Genomic DNA, 17,226 nt, shown 5'->3' with positions numbered 1-17,226 from the left:
TAGACCATGGCTGGGGAAAACCATGACTGCGCTAAAAATCCAACCACAAGTAAGCTTTGCTTACTTACATGCTTCTGGTGGTGATTTTAGAAAAGTCGCTTACCTTCTAAGTGATGTGGCGCCGCTTTATCCAAATTTTAAGGAATGGTTGTTTTTTAAGTTTCAACCAGAAGCTAGACTCGGAATGCGTGAAGTTTTGCTAGCATGCGTCGACGACCAGATTGTGGGTTTGTCATTGCTCAAGAAGACAGCCGCTGAGCGTAAAATTTGCACCTTCTATGTTGTTCCTAGTTTCCGGGGTAGGGGGCTAGCTTATGATTTAATGGATCGTAGTATCTCTACCCTTGGCGGATCAGATACATTGATTACCGTTTCTGAAGAGCGTGATGCCGAGTTGTTTCCCACGCTGAGTAAATTTGGCTTCGAACTTTCAGATTCCGTTCAGGGTATGTACCGTCCTGGTAAAAAAGAGAATATTTATAGAGTTGGCTAAATTTTCCTGCTGCGTATGGATCTCTTCGTGCGCAGCAGTTTCACTGATCAAATTTTGTCGTAATGTGATTTTTAAACTCCGCTCTCCGCTCTCCGCTCTCCGCTCTCCGCTCTCCGCTCTCCGCTCTCCGCTCTAAAGCCTATCCTCCGTTCTCAGTTTTCTGTTACAGATCCTCAATATATTATTCGTTGCATAATCAGTTACCGTCTTAATTAATATTGTATGTCCAATAAAAAACCATCACCAAGTGCATTTAGGCGGACTACATTGCTTTGCGTTATGGCAACTGAAACTTTATTAAAATAATGGATCTTAGTAACTCGCAATTTTTATATTAGCTCCAATTCTAGTTGTTGAAACGTAAGTGAGGCGCCCTGTTTTCTAAGATTTTCACTTGCGGTTCTAAATCTTGTATGTATGTCTAAGTGCTCGTAATGTTTTAATTTTTCAAATAGTTTGTATATTGTCGGTTCAATAAGTGAATTTCCGTAACTTAGAAATTCGCTGTTTTTTATGGTGGGCAGAGAGTACGTCAGTGTGCAGTTTGCCAAATATTCCGCTACAGCGGGAGTTATGCTTTTGGCGTCCTTTGCGCATAAATGCCTAAACACCCGAACGGCCATTCCAAGTGGATTTGGATTGGCTTCAAGTACGATGTCCATGGCTCTTTCTTTTAAGTCCTTTAGGTAGTTTTTTTGACAAATAAATTCGTGGGTGCGCCAGTTCATCAATATGGCGTCCCAATTGAGTACCGTGGTTTTTGTTAGTGAGGCTATATTCTCATAATTAACTAAGCCTTCGGTGATGGCCCAAGTATTTTCTGCGCGCCATATATCGATCGGCCAACCGTTTACTTCTAGCCGGTATCCACCAAACTTATTTTTATATGAATTTAAGGATAGGAGCAGATTTTCGCAACTTTCCCAGTCCCCATCCACGACTAGATCTATATCGGAGTTGAAACCACTTCGACCTGCCAATGCTAGATCTCGAAGCACACCTCCGAACAAGTACACATCGCCAAATTTTAGGGTGTCAGAAATACTATTAATGAATACTGCTATTTCCCTGCGCGTCCGGATACGTTTTTTTGGAACGCTCACGTTATCCTGTAACTCTAGCCGTAGCTGCGCGCTCGTATGAGCGCGCCGTTTTGGAGATGTGAATAGCCGCTCGACTCTACGCCTGAGATTGTCGAAAGTAACAACTGGCTTTAATTTAAGTGACATTTTTTAGAGCGTTAAATTCGGTATGTTTTTTCATCAGGTAGGACTCTGTCATCCCTGATAATGCGTCGCAAACCAGTTGGCATTTTGCATATGTTGACTTGTCGGAAGTCATATAAATCCTTCTGTAATTTTCCGAGATTTCGCCAAATACATAACGTTCAAATGGAAAGTCAGGGTTTCCTTCTTTTTCTACCGCATTCCAAAGCATGTTCATCATGCTTTTAATGTAGTTGCTGCCTTGTAGTTCTAGCTTCAAGACGTCTTTATGCTGGAATCCATGGCTATAGTCAAACTTCTTCGTTGCTGCACATAGCCTTGCGCAGCTTGAGTTTTTTATGAGTTCGAAGCCTGGTTCGATAGTTCCTGACAGTATTTTATCAATGTTTTCAACGAAAACGGCAGTTGCCGACGCCACCATTTCGGAAATGGCTTTGACTCTAAACATCTGCATGGATATATCATTTAACTCACGCGAGCTTAATTCTTCACGCTTGAATTCCGTGTTTTTCTTTCTTGCGGCGCTCACTACACCCTGAATTACCTCATCTGCACTGTCATAGCTTTCAAGGTAGTCCATAAGATCATAAAAAGAAGCATATCCTTTTTTAACGGTGTCTTCCGCATCAATCACTGAATAAGCAATGTCATCGCAAGCTTCCATTACGTAGGCAAGAGGGTGCCGAATGCCCTCAACTAGTCCGGTTTGCGACCAGACCTCATTTATTATCGCTTCTTCGCTTTTAAATATTCCGTGTTTTTTGAATCCGCCTTTATTGGTCGATCCATAAACGCTAGGATATTTGATTAGTGCTGCTAAAGTCCCTACGGTTAAATTTAGCCCGAATTGATCGTTTAGTAGTTGGAGGCGCGTTAAAAGCCGGAATGTTTGGGCGTTTCCGTCGAACTTAAGAAAGTCGTCAGAAATAGAAAGTGTCTCTTTTTTTTCTGTAAACCATTGCTGTATTGCTAGTTCACCTTGGTGGCCGAATGGGGGGTTTCCTAAGTCGTGGGCTAACCCCACGGCGGCAAGTAGTGAAGGTATGTTCCTCTTTACTTGTAGAGCTTCATGATTTTTTCCGAATACTTTTTCTTCATACTCAAATGCAAGTCTTACTCCTATGCTTCGTGCTAGGTTACTTACCTCAAATGAATGGGTAAGCCTAGTCCTGACTGAGTCGTTCTCCTCCATCGGGAACACTTGAGTTTTGTCTGCAAGCCTTCGGGTTGGAGTCGCAAAAAGTATCCGATCATAATCCCGCTCGAATTCAGTTCTCCCTACCCCTGTACCGATTGATTCTTTTGATCCGTGTAGCTCTTTTCGCCTGGTTTGATTTAATAATGTTTCCCAGCTATACATGTGTTCCCTCACTTTTGAAATATGATGTGCATTGCACTGTCGTAAGTTTATTGTAGGCTTCCCCGAATTACGGTGTCCTTATTGAGTAAGAATACTCCTCTAGTACGGGGTTTTTGGTCATTTTGAGTGTCGTTGGCTAGCTTTCGAAGTTTTCGTAAATTGGTGTTCCTCAAATACCGATTGCTCAGTCGTCAAGTCGTCATTTCTCATCGACGCTAGCAAAATGCTCTATCCAAGTCTACTGCCCCCATGTGCCCCAAAGCGCCTTACCTACCCTCCACCTCATCCCGCCAAGAATGTTGAGTGTTATCAGGGATCAAGGCCCCTGCGACCTGTGAGGGTTGTCCACTAACGCGGGACTGGCGGCTCCTTAGGGCCGGGAGCTTGGGCATCTCATGATCTGGCCTCCTGAACACTTCCGAAGAAGTGGGCGGGTGGAGGCTGCACTGGTTGACGAGACCAATGCCGCGAGATCCTGAGTCGGGTGAAGGCAGCGATGCGATGACCGGGGCGTGCCTGACTGTCAGCCAGGTGCAGTCCATTCCTTAGGCCGCGGCACCATCATCTGCATCGCTGTTGCTGGTGGCTTCGGTGTTTGTCACGCCGATTGTCACGAGGGGGAATGCCGCAAAGCCTTGTACGAGCTGGGCTGCAGCAGTGTTAGGAGCGCCCGTCTCTTTCCGGTAGAAAGAGACGGGCGCAGGTTGGCGCTGTGAAATGGCCAAGCGGAAAGGTTGCTGCAGGGCAGCTGGGTAGGGGGATGTATTTGCCGCAATGGCAATGATCTGAAGTAGGCATCCATCACTCGGTGAGTGACCGTGCGAGCCGCCGGACGCTAATCGCACTTTGGGAGAACCACCACGGTGTGGCGTAGCCTTAAAGGTCCTGGCTACCTGGGTTGCTGTCAACGACAGCGCTTTGCCCGATCTTTTCTACGCCTGTGGATAATTCGGGTCAAGGCCAGAAATATCGGGAGTTCTGCGGCTGTGGATGAAACTATCCACCGGTGGAAATCTGTGGTTTTCCACAGACAGTTTGCGTGGGCTTTAGATTTTTTAAATGAGGTCCATCCAAGCAGGGCGGCTTCGCAGCCCCGCTTGGATGGACCCGCGTGGAAGGGCGGACTGCGGTGATCTCATTGGCTTACCCATGTTTGGATGCGCCACGGTTATTTTGTAGGGCGGTAATGTTGTCGCCGACCGGGTGAGCGAATTCGTGGGGCGTCACATGCCCATGGCGGTTAGCGTCGATGTAGTTGCTCCACCATGCCATAATCAGCCGACGCTGCTCCAGAAATTCAGCTTTGTGGATATACGCGGCGCGCACGCGGTTGCGTTCCTTGTGGCTCATTTGCCGTTCGATGGCTGCGTCGGTCCATAACCCGGACTCCAGCAGGGCGCTACAGGCCATGGTTCTGAAGCCGTGGCCGCATACGTCCTTGCTGGTGTCATAGCCGACGTTGCGGAGCATGGTGTTCACCGTGTTCTCGGACATGGGCTTCCAGTACTTGTGGTCACCCGGTAGCACTAACTCTGAAAAACGACTGAGGCTGCGCAGGCGCTCCAGTATTTCGATGACCTGCGGCGAAAGCGGAACCATTTGAATGTCGCCGTTCATTTTGGTCCCGCGTGTGGAGTTGCGTACCCCTTCAATCGGTGCGCGGGTATCGGGGATTTCCCACATGGCGCGTTGAAGGTCGAACTCACTCCATCGAGCGAAACGCAGTTCGCTGGAGCGGACGAATACATGCAACGTCAACAGGACGGCGAGGCGCGTCAGCTCGCGGCCGTTGTAGTTGTCGATACGGTGTAGCAGTTCGGGCAGGCGGTTGAGGGAGAGGGCCGGGCGATGGATTGTGCGCGGCGCGTGAATCGAGCCTGCCAGATCCAGTGCAGGATTCATGGTGATCTGCCGAGCCCTTTTGGCACCGCGCATGATGGTGGATAAGTAGTTCTGTACCCTTAACGCCACATCCATGGTGCCGCGTTCCTTGATGCGCTGGGTGATCTCTAGCAGGTCGTGGGTATCGAGTTCTGCAATGGGGCGTTGGCCGATCAGTGGGAAGACATGGGTGCGCAGTCGGCTCATTACGGTTTTTGCGTGGCCTTCGGTCCAGCGACGGGACATATCAGCGTGCCACTCAAGGGCAACGGTTTCGAAAAGCAGTGCCGCCCGCTGGGCTACGATCTTGGCCTTTTTCTTTTCTTCCATTGGGTCGAGGTTGTCTAGCAGCAACGCCTTGGCTTCGTCTCGCTTACGTCGTGCGACGGAAAGGGTAACGATGGGGTAATTGCCGATGATGAGCGTACCTTCCTTGCCGCTGGGCTTGGTGTACTTCAAGCGCCAGGTCTTCACGCCATTGGGTTTGACGAAAAGGTACATACCGCCGCCGTCGAACAGTTTGTAGGCGCGTTCGCGGGTTTTGGCCGTGCGGCATTGCAGGTCGCTGAGGGGGATCGCTAGACGTGGCATAGGGGTACGCGCTCCTGACCGGAAAATCGCAGTACCCCTAACATACCCTCGGGGAAGGGGGATTTTGTTGGATCCCGACGGAGGGTCCTGGAACGAAAAAACCCGCCAAAGGGCGGGTTTTCGGGGCTTCCAGAGCATTCGGTGGAATGTAATGGAGCCTAATGTGGTGCCGGCACCAGGAATCGAACCCGGGACCTACTGATTACAAGTCAGTTGCTCTACCATCTGAGCTATACCGGCATGTCAGGGCGACGATTATAGCGATTGGATGAGTTCTGTAAACCCCTGAATTCTGACTATTTTTGCGCGAGCTTCGGGTCAGGCGCGCAGCAGGGTTTTCTTGAGTTTCTGGATGGCTTGCCAGGTTCGACTGTTCTGCATTGCGCGCAGCTGTGCTTCGGCCTGTTCGGCGCGTTGCAGGGCGGCGGCGAGTTGGTGTTCGGCGTCGCTGACGGGGTGGCTGAACTTGTGGCCTTTGCAGAGCTGGAACTCGTCCAGGTTGCACGGCGGGATGTCGAAGGCGGGTTTGAGGTTCAGGTGTTCTTCGGCGAGGTAGTAGGTGTTGATGCCGTCGAACAGGATCGAGTGGTAACCGGCGTCAATGACCAGGTGTTCCCAGGTCTGGTCGCGCTCCCATGGGGTTTCGATGAGGATCACCCATGGCCGCCATTGGCTGAAGTCCATGCCGCGCAGGACGGTTTCTTCGTGGCCTTCGACATCGATTTTCAGGAAGTGGATGGCGCGGTCACCGGCGTGTTCTTCGCAGATGGAACTCAGTGTGCGGGACTTGATCGTTTGGCTGCGCACGTCCATGCCGGCGTCTTTGTGCATTTTCGCCATGGCCGGGTCGAGGGTCGAGAGGCCGGTGCCGGCGATGCCGTAGAAGGTCAGTTCGTCCGCGCTTTCCCCGGCTGCACATTGCAGGTTGGTGTCTTTGGGACGTTGCTGGCACAGGGCTTCGAAGTAGTTGGGCATCGGTTCGACGTTGATGCCGGTCCAGCCGTTGTCGTAGAACGCCTTGGTGACCGAGTCATGGGTGGGGTCGTTCGCCCCGACGTCGATGTAGAAGCCGTTCTCGACGGTTTTGAGGGCGCGCCACAGGCGGATGTCTTCGAAATTCTGTGCGTAGGAAATGAACGTCACTGGCGCATCCTGTCGGAATAGTGTTCTTGTTCGTGGTCGCGCTGCCGGCGCCCTGGCGTTTGTGTATATCAAGAGAAGTGCAGCGGTGCAATTTCCCTCGTCAGTGGTCCCGGATTAGGCATTTATGTCGTTTTCATTAAATGCTTATGCACATTGCAATTGGCTGCGCACCTGGTTTAGGCCGAAAGTGTGGATCCGTTCTCATTTGTTCGCAAATGCCTGTTTTTTCGGTTTTTTTAGTGCCTGTTCAAAAAATGAACAGTAGGGATTTACGTCTGAAACTGGCATGGATATTGGATCCATGACAATTCCATCAACAGAGTTATCCACAGGTTGAGTGTGTTTAAGCGCGTTCGGCCAGGAGCAGGAAATTACGCGGCGTGAGCAAGGGTTCGCAGAAGGTGCCGACACGAACGCTGTAGCCCTGCTCGGCGAGGAAAAGTGCCCGGTCAAGCACCAGCCAAAGTTCCAGCGGACGTCGGAAAAGTCCGCGTAGTAGTTCCAGGTTGCGCACCTCGGCCAGTCGCTGCCAGCCGGCGGCTTCCAGGGCTGGCCAATCTTGCGGGCCGATTGTGGATAACTCTTTGAGTGCGGCCAGGTGATGGCAGTAATCGGCGAAAGATTTATCCAGCCAGGCACTGGGCAGGGACGGGGTTGGCAGGTACTCGTCCAGGCCACGCAGTTGCCGTTGCAGCAAGTCGAAACCCAGGCGCCTGGCCATGGAGGTGTCGCGTTGTCGTCGCACGCGGGCGCCGGCGGTGACCGTTTCGCTCATCGGCAGCGCAAGGTCGTCGAGGGAAAGTTGCAAGCCGGAGCCTTTGGCCGCCGAGGAAATCGGCGAGTATTGGGCAAGACTGATCCGGTTGTAGCAGCACGGCGCAACGGCCAGTTGTTTACAGCCTGTGGCGCTGGCGAGTTGAATCAGCCGCACATGCAAATCACCGCAGGCGTGAAGCGCGACGGGAGTGTGGTGCTCACTCAATAAAGAGGCGGCGTCTGCTGCGAGTACGTCCTGTTCAATATGCAGGGCATGCAGGTGATGACGCTGGCTGAGCGCCTGGCCGCTGGTGACCAGGACCGGGTCGTATTCCAGGCATGTCAGTTGTTGCCCCGTTTGCAGCAGGCGACGCCCCAGATGGCCCTTGCCCGAGCACCAGTCCAGCCAATGCAGCGGCGCCTCGGAAAATTGCAATCGGCTGGAGAAGGCTTCGATCTGCTGCCATTTACGTCCCGGCACATCGACGTTCAATCGATGCCTCGCTGCATCAATGACGCGTGGGGGCAATTCATCCACAGTACTCAAGGCAACCGACATCTTTGCCAGGGACGCAAAGGGTTCCGGTGCATTGAGAAGGGCGGGTTGGTTGTGAGCGTTTTCCGCGTCGTCCAGCGTTCGCCCGCGTAGCCATGAGGCTAATTCCGGGTAGGACGCTTCCCAGGGAAGTCGCAGATGAGTGAACGGGCGAGGCTTCCACAGGGCTTGATGCTCTGTCAGAAAAGCATCCAGCGCGGTGAAACGGGCGAGCAGCGCCTCGCCCGTCAACACGCTGGGTTCAACGCCCCTGGCAGGCATCGACGCGCAACCAGCGCTCCAGCAGCTTGAAGCCGCGCACCAGCACGTAAGCCATCACCAGGTAGAACATGCCCGCGGCGAAGAAGATCTCCACCGGCAGGTAGGTCCGGGCAATGATGGTGCGGGCCATGCCGGTCAGTTCCAGCAACGTCACGGTGCTGGCCAGGGCGCTGGCCTTGAGCATCAGGATCACTTCGTTGCTGTAGGCCGGCAAGCCGATGCGCGCGGCACGCGGCAGCATGATGAAGAACAGCGCCTTGGGTTTGGACATGCCCAGCGCTCGTGCCGCTTCGATCTCGCCCGGTGGAATCGCCTGAATGGCGCCGCGCAGGATTTCCGCAATGTAGGCCGCCGTGTGCAGAGTCATGGTCGCCGTGGCGCACCAGAAAGGATCGCGCAGGTACGGCCACATCGAGCTGTTACGGACCACGTCGAACTGTGCCAGGCCGTAGTAGACCAGGAACAGTTGAACCAGCAGCGGAGTGCCACGGAAAAAGAAGATGTAGCCGTAGGGAAATGCCCGCACCCACCACAGGCGCGACGAGCGGGCGATGCCCAGCGGAATGGCCAGCAGCAAACCGGCGATCACGGCGATGGCCACCAGTTCCAGGGTCAGGGTCGCGCCCTGGGCCAGTTTCGGCAGCCACTTGATGATGACTTCCCAGTTCATTAAGCGCTCCTCGCAAAGCCGCGAGCGGCGCGTTTTTCCAGGAGGTGCATGCCGGTCATCGCCAGCACTGTCAGGCCCAGGTACATGAACGCGGCCACCATATAGAAGGTGAACGGCTGTTTGGAGACGGTCACGCCGATTTGCGCGTGACGCATGATTTCTTCCAGGCCGATCACCGACACCAGCGCGGTGTCTTTCATCAGGATCATGAACAGGTTGCCCAGGCCGGGCAGGGCGATGCGCCACATCTGCGGCATGATCAACCTGGTGAAGATGCGCCATTTCGACAGGCCCAGGGCCATGCCGGCTTCACGATGGCCTTTGGGGATGGCGAGGATCGCGCCGCGAAACACTTCCGTGGCGTAGGCGCCGAAGCACAGGCCCAGCGCAATCACACCGGCGGCGAAGGCGCTGAGTTCGAGATCAGGGTTGCCGAAAAACTCGCCCAGGGCCCGCATCAAATTGACTGTGCCGAAGTAGATCAACAGCACCCAGAGCAATTCCGGGATACCACGAACCAGGGTCGAGTAAGTGCCGCCAAGCCATTGCAGCGGCTTGTACGGGGAAGTCTTGGCCAAGGCGCCGAGCAGACCGAGCACCAGCCCCAGGCACAGGGCCGAGAGTGCCAGTTTCACAGTCATCAGCGCGCCAGCGGCGAGCGCCGGGCCGAATCCGTAGAGGTCGATAATCATGGATTTCTTTTCAAATCGCGGCAGGCAAGGCCGGGGACCGGCACCGTCCGAGGAGGGTGCCGGTCCGGCAGGTCAGAATCAGTAGATGCTGAACGGGAAGTACTTGTCGTTGATTTTCTTGTAGGTGCCGTCAGCCACGATTTCTTTCAGCGCGGTGTTCAGCTTCTCGCGGATCGGGTCCTTCTTGCGCACGGCAATACCGATCTTGTCGCTTTCTTCCACAGGCTCGCCCTTGAATTCGTAGGACTTGCCGGCGTCGCTTTTCAGCCACTCGTAGTTGACGTACTTGTCGGCCAGGATGCCGTCGACGCGTCCGGCGGTCAGGTCGAGGTAGGCGTTTTCCTGGGTGTCGTAGAGCTTCACTTCAACGCCAGGCATGTGGTCTTCCATCCAGGTACCGGCGAGGGTCGCACGTTGGGCGCCGATCACTTTGCCTTTCAGAGAGGCCTCGTCGGTTTTGAAGTCGACATCTTTCCTGGCGATGAACTGCAGCTTGTTGGAGTAGTACGGGTCGGTGAAGTCCACTGCTTGCTTGCGCTCGTCGGTGATCGACATCGAGGAGATCAGGAAGTCGAACTTCTTCGCGTTCAGGGCCGGGATGATGCCGTCCCAGTCGGAGGTCACGACGGTGCACTCGACTTTCATCTTGGCGCACAGGGCGTCGCCGATTTCTTTGTCGAAGCCGACGACATTGCCACTGGCATCTTTATTGTTGAACGGCGGATAAGCCGCTTCGATGCCCATCTTCAGGGTTTCGGCCATGGCACCGGCGCTGAACGCCAGGGTGACGGCGGCGGCCAGGAAGACCTTTTTGTAGTTCTGCATGTGGTTAGCTCCGTTAGCGGTTGCTGGACATGAATTGTTTGCAGCGCGCCGAAAGCGGGTTTTCAAACACCTGCTGTGGCGATCCTTGCTCTTCTACAAGGCCCTGGTGAAGGAACACCACTTCGCTGGAGACCTGACGAGCGAAGCTCATTTCGTGGGTCACGAGCAGCATGGTGCGGCCTTCTTCGGCCAGTGCGCGGATGACATTAAGTACTTCCTGGACCATTTCCGGGTCAAGCGCCGAGGTGGGCTCGTCGAACAGGATGACCTTGGGCTGCATGGCCAGGGTGCGGGCGATGGCTGCCCGTTGTTGCTGGCCACCGGACAACTGCGCCGGGTAGGCATGGCGCTTGTCGGCGATGCCGACCTTGGCCAGCAGGGCTTCGGCGATTTCGATGGCTTCGGCCTTGCTCTGGCCGAGCACGCGGCGCGGGGCTTCGATGATGTTGTCGAGCACGCTCATGTGCGGCCATAGGTTAAAGTTTTGAAACACAAAACCGATTTCGCTGCGCAGGCGATTGATCTGCTTGCCGTCGGCGGCAACCAGTTCACCGTTCTTCGCGGCCTTGAGCTTGAGTTCTTCGCCGGCGACCAGGATCTGACCCTGGTGCGGGTTTTCCAGCAGGTTGATGCAACGCAGGAACGTGGACTTGCCGGAGCCGGAAGAACCCAGGATCGAGATCACGTCGCCGTCGCGGGCGGTCAGCGAGATGCCTTTGAGCACCTCCAGCGAACCGTAGCGTTTGTGCAAGTTGCGGATTTCAAGCGCGGGCGTGGCCTCAGCCATGTGCGTTCCTCATATATGTTGCGCTCCTGCTGTTGGCGGCCTTCCTGGCGAGGCGGCCAACCTAGCATAGCGTTTCAATGGCAGCCAACAGCGCTACGGGCGGTAAACGGCTGGCGTGTGGCAGGTTGTCGCATCGGCGCAGCAGACTGTCGCCCCATCAACAACCGAACAGCCGTTTGAACCTTGCCTGTCGATGAAAAGCGCGGTGGCTGTCGCAAAAAAAGGCGCGATGTTGCCAGCTTTGGCAGGGTGTTGGAAGCGCTATCCGGCCAAATGCACTGCTTGTGCACTTTTAATGTGCGCGGAGCCATTTTCAGGTGTGTTTCCGGTGCGCGGATTTGCCCCGCAATGTGGGTCGCAGGGTAACGCTCTGGCAAAGTGCCATTAAATTCAATGGGTTGCGATGACTGTCCGGTCGAGACGAGATCACCGGTCTAGAGGGTTCTGAAACATTTTGGCGCAATTATTGCGTGCAGAATCCAGAACGCCCCGTTGGCTTCTTTTTACGAGAAGGATGCCGAACGGGATGCACGCATTCGCTTCTCCTTACAAAGGTAGTTTCAATGAGCAGTACCCAAAGCTCTAATGGCCTCGAACAGGGGCTCAAACCGCGCCACGTGACCATGCTGTCGATTGCCGGGGTTATCGGCGCCGGTTTGTTCGTCGGTTCGGGACACGCCATCGCCGCTGCAGGTCCGGCTGTGCTGTTGGCTTACGCCGCCGCCGGTATGTTGGTGGTGTTGGTAATGCGCATGCTCGGCGAAATGGCCGTTGCCTCGCCGGACACTGGTTCGTTTTCGACTTATGCCGACCGTGCGATCGGTCACTGGGCCGGTTTCACCATCGGCTGGCTGTACTGGTGGTTCTGGGTGCTGGTGATTCCACTGGAAGCCAACGCCGCCGCGACCATCCTGCATGCCTGGTTCCCTGGCGTGGACATCTGGGCCTTCGCTCTGGTCATCACGATGTTGCTGACCGCGACCAACCTGTTCAGCGTAAAAAACTACGGTGAGTTCGAGTTCTGGTTCGCCCTGATGAAGGTTGTGGCAATCATTGGTTTCATTGTTCTGGGCGTTCTGGCGATCTTCGGCTTCCTGCCGACCAGCCAGGTCAGCGGCGTTTCGCACCTGTTCGATACCCAGGGCTTCCTGCCAAACGGCATGGGCGCGGTGCTGGGTGCGATCCTGACCACCATGTTTTCCTTCATGGGCACCGAGATCGTGACCATCGCGGCCGCGGAATCGAAGGACCCGGGCAAACAGATCTCCAAGGCCACCAATTCGGTGATCTGGCGGATCGGCTTGTTCTACCTCGTGTCGATCTTCATCGTTGTGGCCCTGGTGCCATGGAACGATCCGATCCTGGCCAGCGTTGGCTCCTACCAGACCGTACTTGAGCGCATGGGCATCCCGAACGCCAAGTTGATCGTCGACATTGTGGTACTGGTTGCCGTGACCAGTTGCCTGAACTCGGCGCTCTACACGTCGTCGCGCATGATGTTTTCCCTGGGCAAGCGCGGCGATGCGCCAGCGATGTCCACGCGTACCAACAAAAGTGGCACGCCATACTGGGCAGTGATGTTGTCCACTGGCGCTGCGTTCCTGGCAACATTCGCCAACTACGTGGCCCCGGCTGCCGTGTTCGAATTCCTGCTGGCCAGCTCCGGTGCCATCGCACTGCTGGTGTACCTGGTGATTGCGTTTTCGCAACTGCGCATGCGTAAGCAGCGTATGGCGCGCGGGGAGAAAATCGCCTTCAGCATGTGGCTGTTCCCGGGCCTGACCTATGCGGTGATCCTGTTCATCATCGCGGCGCTGACCATCATGCTGTTCCAGGATGCCCACCGTGTGGAAATCCTCGCGACCGGCTTGCTCAGTGCCCTGGTAGTAGCGGCCGGCTTGCTGGTGTCGCGTCGTCGCAATCTGGAAAAGCGCGGCGCGGTGGTGCTGAACTGATCCATACCGCGTAACGCAAAACGGCCGCTGTCAGTGATGACACGCGGCCGTTTTTGTTTCTGTCGATTGTCTGTGTTCAGTCGATATGAACCCAGTCTTCTACACGTAGTCCTGGAACGCGCTCAAACTCCCGCAGGTTGTTGGTGACCACGATAAAACCGCGTGAGCGTGCGTGCCCGGCAATCATTTGGTCGTACGGGCCTATGGGTGTGCCGGCCTTTGCCAGTTCGGATCGAATCATTGCGCTGTGCGCTGCTGCTTCGTTGTCGAAGGGCAGGACCTCAAGCCGGGCGGCGAAGCCTTCGATGACCGCCAGGTTTTTTTCGGGGGCTGCTGATTTTTCCGCGCCGTAAATCAGCTCCATCAACGTTACCGAACTGATGCACAGCTGGCCGTTATGACGGTTGAATGCCTCCCGTACCACCTGTGGTTTGTTCTTGATGGTGAAGATGCAGATATTGGTGTCCAGCATGTACTTGATCATCAGAACGACTCACGTTCCTGATCGGCGGGTTGCTCGCGGTCGCTCATGAAGTCTGCGGTGACGCTTTCGCCTTCAAACCAACTGTCCCAGGTTTCACCGGCAGGCGTGATGATGCGTGTTCTGCCGACGGCGATGACATCGACTCGTTTCACGTCGCCTGGCATGGCTACAGCTTTCGGCAGGCGAACGGCCTGGCTTCGATTGCTCATGAAAAGGGTTGTCTGTTCCATTTGGACCTCCTGCGCGTTTGCTGGCTTGATGAGTCCAAAGGATAGGGCTTACGCTGGATATGTCAACGGGATATACGTGATGCCTGATGGAAGGAAAATGCCCGAATCAGAGCCAAAAAACGGCCGCTGCCAGTGATGACAAGCGGCCGTTTTTTTGAGTCGTAACCCTTACTCGGTTTTTTCCTGCGGTGCTTCCTGCGACTCGCGGTAGGCATCCAGCGCAGTGCCGAAGTCAGCAATGAACTGTGGCTCGCTCAGCCATGCCTGGGCGGCGTCGCGGTCCATGCCGTCGGCCCACATGCGGTAGTCGATGAGCATGTCGGCGGCCAGGTGAGTCGCGGCCATGCCTTCGTCTTCGGCGTTTTCCATGTCCAGCAGTTCTGGATGGTCGACGATGATAAAGGCGAGGTTCGTCAGCAGCACCGAGAGCATTTCGCTGCGGCTGACGGCTTCCGCGTCACGCATTTTGCTGAACATCGCCAGGGTGTATTCCGGGATCGGTTCGGCGAGGTGGCCGAGTTCATCATTGTCCAGTGCGGCGGGTTTTCTGCCGTGGATATTGATCTGCTTGGCTTTGGCTTTTGCGCGCCTGGCGCGTTTCTGTTGCTTGTTCAGGGAGGCCATGGGAACTCAGTTCGGTTTCTGTTGGGATTGCGCGGCAATGGCGTCGGACGCTGCCACGTAGTCAGTCTGGAAGGCTGGCGATTCGATCCACGCCAGGGCGCCCGCCTCGTCGGTTTCGGTGGACCACTGGCGATATTCGATCAGCGCGGCGAGGATGAAGTCCATCGCGCCTTCTTCGCCTTCCTGCTCGTACACCAGTTCCAGCAAAGGGTCTTCAAGGAAGGCCGTGCACATGGCTTGCTGGCTGATCTTTTCGGCGTCGATCATTTTCTTGAACATTTCGGTCAGGTCCACCGACTCGAAGTCGATGCGATCATCGTTCGGGTCCGGTTCAACCGGCGCGGCAGCCCGCTGGGTGCGGTTCTGCTTGGCTTTGGCCTTGGCGCGGGAGGCGCGTTTCTGCTGCTTGTTGGCGGAAGCCATGGGCGTCGTTCCGTATTCGTTGAAAGGGTAAATGGGCTAGCTGCGTGGCATTCGCCGCCCGGGGGTATCGGGGGCCAGTTCGCCGTGTCGCAGCCAGGCCAATGCAATGGGCCATAGTGTGGCTTGGTATGGGCTGCGAAAAAAGGCGAAATGTCCGACTTCTTCTTCGCCGATGTCTTCGGGGTGGATACGCAGGTGCGCGTTTGTACTGCCGGTGAAGTAGCCGAGCAGGCGTTCAATGGCCGGGACAGTGCCGTAGGGATCGTCGCTGATGCTGATGGCCAGGGTTTGCGCGGTGACCCTGGCAAAGGGCATCTGCCCGGAGGTCGTGCTGATCGCGCGGCCGCTGGAGCGATTTTCGTAACGTGCAGTGGAGAGGCTCCAGTCACGGACCACGCCAGCGGGCGTGTCTTCCAGCCAGCCAAGGCGTTTGCCCGGAAAGTAGCCACAGACCATCGTCACCAGTGGCATCAGCACATGCCACTTGGCGAACATGCGCCAGCGATGGGCCGGCGCATAGTCGCGCCAGTAGGCGAATTGCGCACCGACCGTCACCAGGCGCCGAATTAGGTGCCCGGACGCCCCCAGCCCCGCTGCGCAGCCGCCAAAGCTGTGACCGACCACATCGATAGGCTGCCCGGCGAACTCCCGCTGTACACGCTTGAGCATCGCCTCGAAATCCAGCGCTCCCCAATCGGTCCATGAAGCCTTGAGGCCTTTGAGCGATGCCGGCCTCGACTCGCCGATGCCGCGGTAGTCATAGGTGACGACATCGAAGCCATGGTCGAACAGATAGTCGGCGAAGCGCGAGTAATGGCGACAACGGACAGAGGTGGCGGCATTGATGATAACGACCGGACGAGCGGCGTCCCTGGCGGGGTGGCGCCAGGTGAAGCCACCGAGGACAAAGCCGTCTGCAGCGGTTTCCTTGAACGGCTCATCGCACGCAACGCGTTGCAATGGCAACTCGATTTGAGTGGGGACGAGTGAAGGCGTTTCCTGCAGACTCATCAGCGTCGGACCTTTGCGGGTAGCTGCCAACAATAGTCTTGATGCCGTTGATGAACAATCCATTGGCCTCAATGCAGTGGTTGATCGAGCAATCGTTCTTCAAGTGCCGCCCGTTCCCGATCCAGTTCGTTACGCAGTTCCTCTTCACTCGGCAGGACGAGCTTGTACTTGCTGGCGAACAGCTGCTCGTTGCCTTCAAGCACTGAGTAACGCACCACGGATTCATCCTTTTGTGCACAGAGAATGATGCCGACGGTTGGGCCGTCTTCCTCGCCGCGTTTGAGGTCGTCGTACATGCGCACGTACATGTCCATCTGCCCCACATCCTGGTGGGTCAGTTCACCGCGCTTGATATCGAAGATGACGAAGCACTTGAGCAAGTAGTTGTAGAACACCAGGTCGATGTAGAAGTCTTTGCTGTCGGTGCTGATGCGTTGTTGGCGGGCAATGAACGCAAAGCCCTTTCCCAGCTCCAGCAAGAAACCCTGCAGTTGTTCGATCAGTGCTTGTTCGATTTCGCTCTCCTGAAGTTTGCCGGCATTGGGCAAGCCAAGAAACTCCAGTACTACCGGATCACGGATGAAATCCCGAGGGCTGGCCTTCATGTTTTGAATGTTGGTGGCGGCCTCCTGCTTGACGCTGTTGCGATCGCGGCTTGCCAGCAGGCGTTCGTAGTACAACGTATTGATCTGGCGTTCCAGGGCGCGGCTTGACCAGTTCTGGGTGGCTGATTCGTTCATGTACCAGAGGCGAGCGCTGTCGTTGTCGACCCGAAGCAGGCGGCGGTAGTGGGTCCAGCTCAATTCGTGACGCAGTGCGTCACGAATTGGAAAGGCTCGATAGAACAGACGCATGTACCGAAGGTTGGAAGCGTCAAATCCCTTGCCGAATTGCGCAGTCAGCACTTTGGCCAAAGTCGGCAGTAACTCTTTGCCATACCTCGCCCGCCGAGCCCCTCCCTGCTCGAACTCGACAATATGTCGCCCGATCTGCCAACAGGTTTGCACCTGAACGGTATCGACCGCCCGAAGCACCTTCTGGCGCGCCTGATGGATCAATTTTCCAAGGCTATCGAGCAGCGATGCCAGATAGGGGTCGTGAATGTCGTTGGGTGTGAGGTCCGTCATGATCTCTTCCGCCGCAGGTTGAACAGCGAAAAGAATGACAAGCGAGTCCTCTACGAGGCTGCCGGGAGTTACTGAAAAACAGGCAGGAAATACCCGGTTTGCTGGCAGGACGTGTCGGAGGGCAGGCGAGG

At 55.6% G+C, this 17,226-nt stretch carries 17 protein-coding genes and 1 tRNA gene; 2 read left to right on the top strand and 16 right to left on the bottom strand.

Translation table 11 applies throughout. From position 1 onward, the window contains the following. Positions 1–22 precede the first annotated feature (22 nt). Positions 23–493 (top strand): GNAT family N-acetyltransferase, encoded by a 471-nt coding sequence (locus tag CAG47_RS14490; protein ID WP_085725542.1) that lies wholly within the window; start codon positions 23–25, stop codon positions 491–493. Positions 494–822: 329 nt separating this feature from the next. Here the strand turns inward: CAG47_RS14490 and CAG47_RS28045 are convergent, their stop codons facing one another. The 10 genes from CAG47_RS28045 to CAG47_RS14440 all read right to left on the bottom strand — a co-directional run bounded on the left by CAG47_RS28045 (position 823) and on the right by CAG47_RS14440 (position 11,241). Continuing rightward, the gene (locus CAG47_RS28045) at positions 823–1,596 is read right to left on the bottom strand and encodes a nucleotidyltransferase domain-containing protein (RefSeq protein WP_143515852.1); all 774 of its coding nucleotides are present in this window, start codon (positions 1,594–1,596) and stop codon (positions 823–825) included. A 115-nt stretch (positions 1,597–1,711) separates the two neighbouring features. Beyond that, entirely contained in the window at positions 1,712–3,079 is a 1,368-nt protein-coding gene (gene dgt / locus CAG47_RS14485) for a dGTP triphosphohydrolase (protein ID WP_085725541.1), read from the bottom strand. 1,143 nt (positions 3,080–4,222) lie between these two features. After that, positions 4,223–5,551 carry an integrase arm-type DNA-binding domain-containing protein gene (locus tag CAG47_RS14475; RefSeq protein WP_085725540.1) on the bottom strand — a complete coding sequence of 443 codons (1,329 nt, stop codon included), beginning with the start codon at positions 5,549–5,551 and terminating at the stop codon, positions 4,223–4,225. Between the two features lie 164 nt (positions 5,552–5,715). Further along, a tRNA-Thr gene (locus CAG47_RS14470) sits at positions 5,716–5,791 on the bottom strand. A gap of 78 nt (positions 5,792–5,869) precedes the next feature. Then, positions 5,870–6,694 (bottom strand): FkbM family methyltransferase, encoded by an 825-nt coding sequence (locus CAG47_RS14465; RefSeq protein ID WP_085725539.1) that lies wholly within the window; start codon positions 6,692–6,694, stop codon positions 5,870–5,872. Between the two features lie 343 nt (positions 6,695–7,037). Continuing rightward, positions 7,038–8,267, bottom strand: a complete 1,230-nt coding sequence (locus CAG47_RS14460) for a methyltransferase (RefSeq protein ID WP_085725538.1) — start codon at positions 8,265–8,267, stop codon at positions 7,038–7,040. Further along, positions 8,248–8,937 carry an ABC transporter permease gene (locus CAG47_RS14455; RefSeq protein WP_085725537.1) on the bottom strand — a complete coding sequence of 230 codons (690 nt, stop codon included), beginning with the start codon at positions 8,935–8,937 and terminating at the stop codon, positions 8,248–8,250. The genes CAG47_RS14460 and CAG47_RS14455 overlap by 20 nt, the downstream gene beginning before the upstream one ends. Continuing rightward, a complete protein-coding gene (locus tag CAG47_RS14450) occupies positions 8,937–9,629 on the bottom strand; it encodes an ABC transporter permease (protein WP_085725536.1) in 693 nt (230 codons plus the stop codon). The genes CAG47_RS14455 and CAG47_RS14450 overlap by 1 nt, the downstream gene beginning before the upstream one ends. A gap of 78 nt (positions 9,630–9,707) precedes the next feature. Continuing rightward, positions 9,708–10,454, bottom strand: a complete 747-nt coding sequence (locus CAG47_RS14445; protein ID WP_085725535.1) for an ABC transporter substrate-binding protein — start codon at positions 10,452–10,454, stop codon at positions 9,708–9,710. 13 nt (positions 10,455–10,467) lie between these two features. Next, entirely contained in the window at positions 10,468–11,241 is a 774-nt protein-coding gene (locus CAG47_RS14440) for an ABC transporter ATP-binding protein (RefSeq protein WP_085725534.1), read from the bottom strand. A 563-nt stretch (positions 11,242–11,804) separates the two neighbouring features. On the opposite strand from CAG47_RS14440, the gene gabP reads away from it, so the two are divergent. After that, positions 11,805–13,196 carry a GABA permease gene (gabP, locus tag CAG47_RS14435; protein WP_085725533.1) on the top strand — a complete coding sequence of 464 codons (1,392 nt, stop codon included), beginning with the start codon at positions 11,805–11,807 and terminating at the stop codon, positions 13,194–13,196. Between the two features lie 76 nt (positions 13,197–13,272). Here gabP and vapC read toward each other — a convergent pair whose 3' ends face one another. The 6 genes from vapC to CAG47_RS14405 all read right to left on the bottom strand — a co-directional run bounded on the left by vapC (position 13,273) and on the right by CAG47_RS14405 (position 17,095). Continuing rightward, entirely contained in the window at positions 13,273–13,680 is a 408-nt protein-coding gene (gene vapC, locus CAG47_RS14430) for a tRNA(fMet)-specific endonuclease VapC (RefSeq protein ID WP_085725532.1), read from the bottom strand. After that, a complete protein-coding gene (vapB, locus tag CAG47_RS14425) occupies positions 13,680–13,910 on the bottom strand; it encodes a type II toxin-antitoxin system VapB family antitoxin (protein ID WP_085725531.1) in 231 nt (76 codons plus the stop codon). The genes vapC and vapB overlap by 1 nt, the downstream gene beginning before the upstream one ends. 168 nt (positions 13,911–14,078) lie before the next feature. After that, positions 14,079–14,534 (bottom strand): hypothetical protein, encoded by a 456-nt coding sequence (locus CAG47_RS14420; protein ID WP_085725530.1) that lies wholly within the window; start codon positions 14,532–14,534, stop codon positions 14,079–14,081. Between the two features lie 6 nt (positions 14,535–14,540). Next, positions 14,541–14,957 carry a hypothetical protein gene (locus CAG47_RS14415; protein WP_085725529.1) on the bottom strand — a complete coding sequence of 139 codons (417 nt, stop codon included), beginning with the start codon at positions 14,955–14,957 and terminating at the stop codon, positions 14,541–14,543. Positions 14,958–14,993: 36 nt separating this feature from the next. Then, positions 14,994–15,968, bottom strand: a complete 975-nt coding sequence (locus CAG47_RS14410; RefSeq protein WP_085725528.1) for an alpha/beta fold hydrolase — start codon at positions 15,966–15,968, stop codon at positions 14,994–14,996. Between the two features lie 68 nt (positions 15,969–16,036). Continuing rightward, entirely contained in the window at positions 16,037–17,095 is a 1,059-nt protein-coding gene (locus CAG47_RS14405) for a YhcG family protein (RefSeq protein WP_085725527.1), read from the bottom strand. Between the last annotated feature and the right edge of the window lie 131 nt (positions 17,096–17,226).

Origin of the sequence: Pseudomonas sp. R37(2017) (genome assembly GCF_002113375.1) — a bacterium.
Taxonomy (GTDB): Bacteria; Pseudomonadota; Gammaproteobacteria; order Pseudomonadales; family Pseudomonadaceae; genus Aquipseudomonas.
The sequence above is the reverse complement of the archived record's forward strand: the minus strand, read 5'-3'. Positions and strand labels throughout refer to the sequence as shown.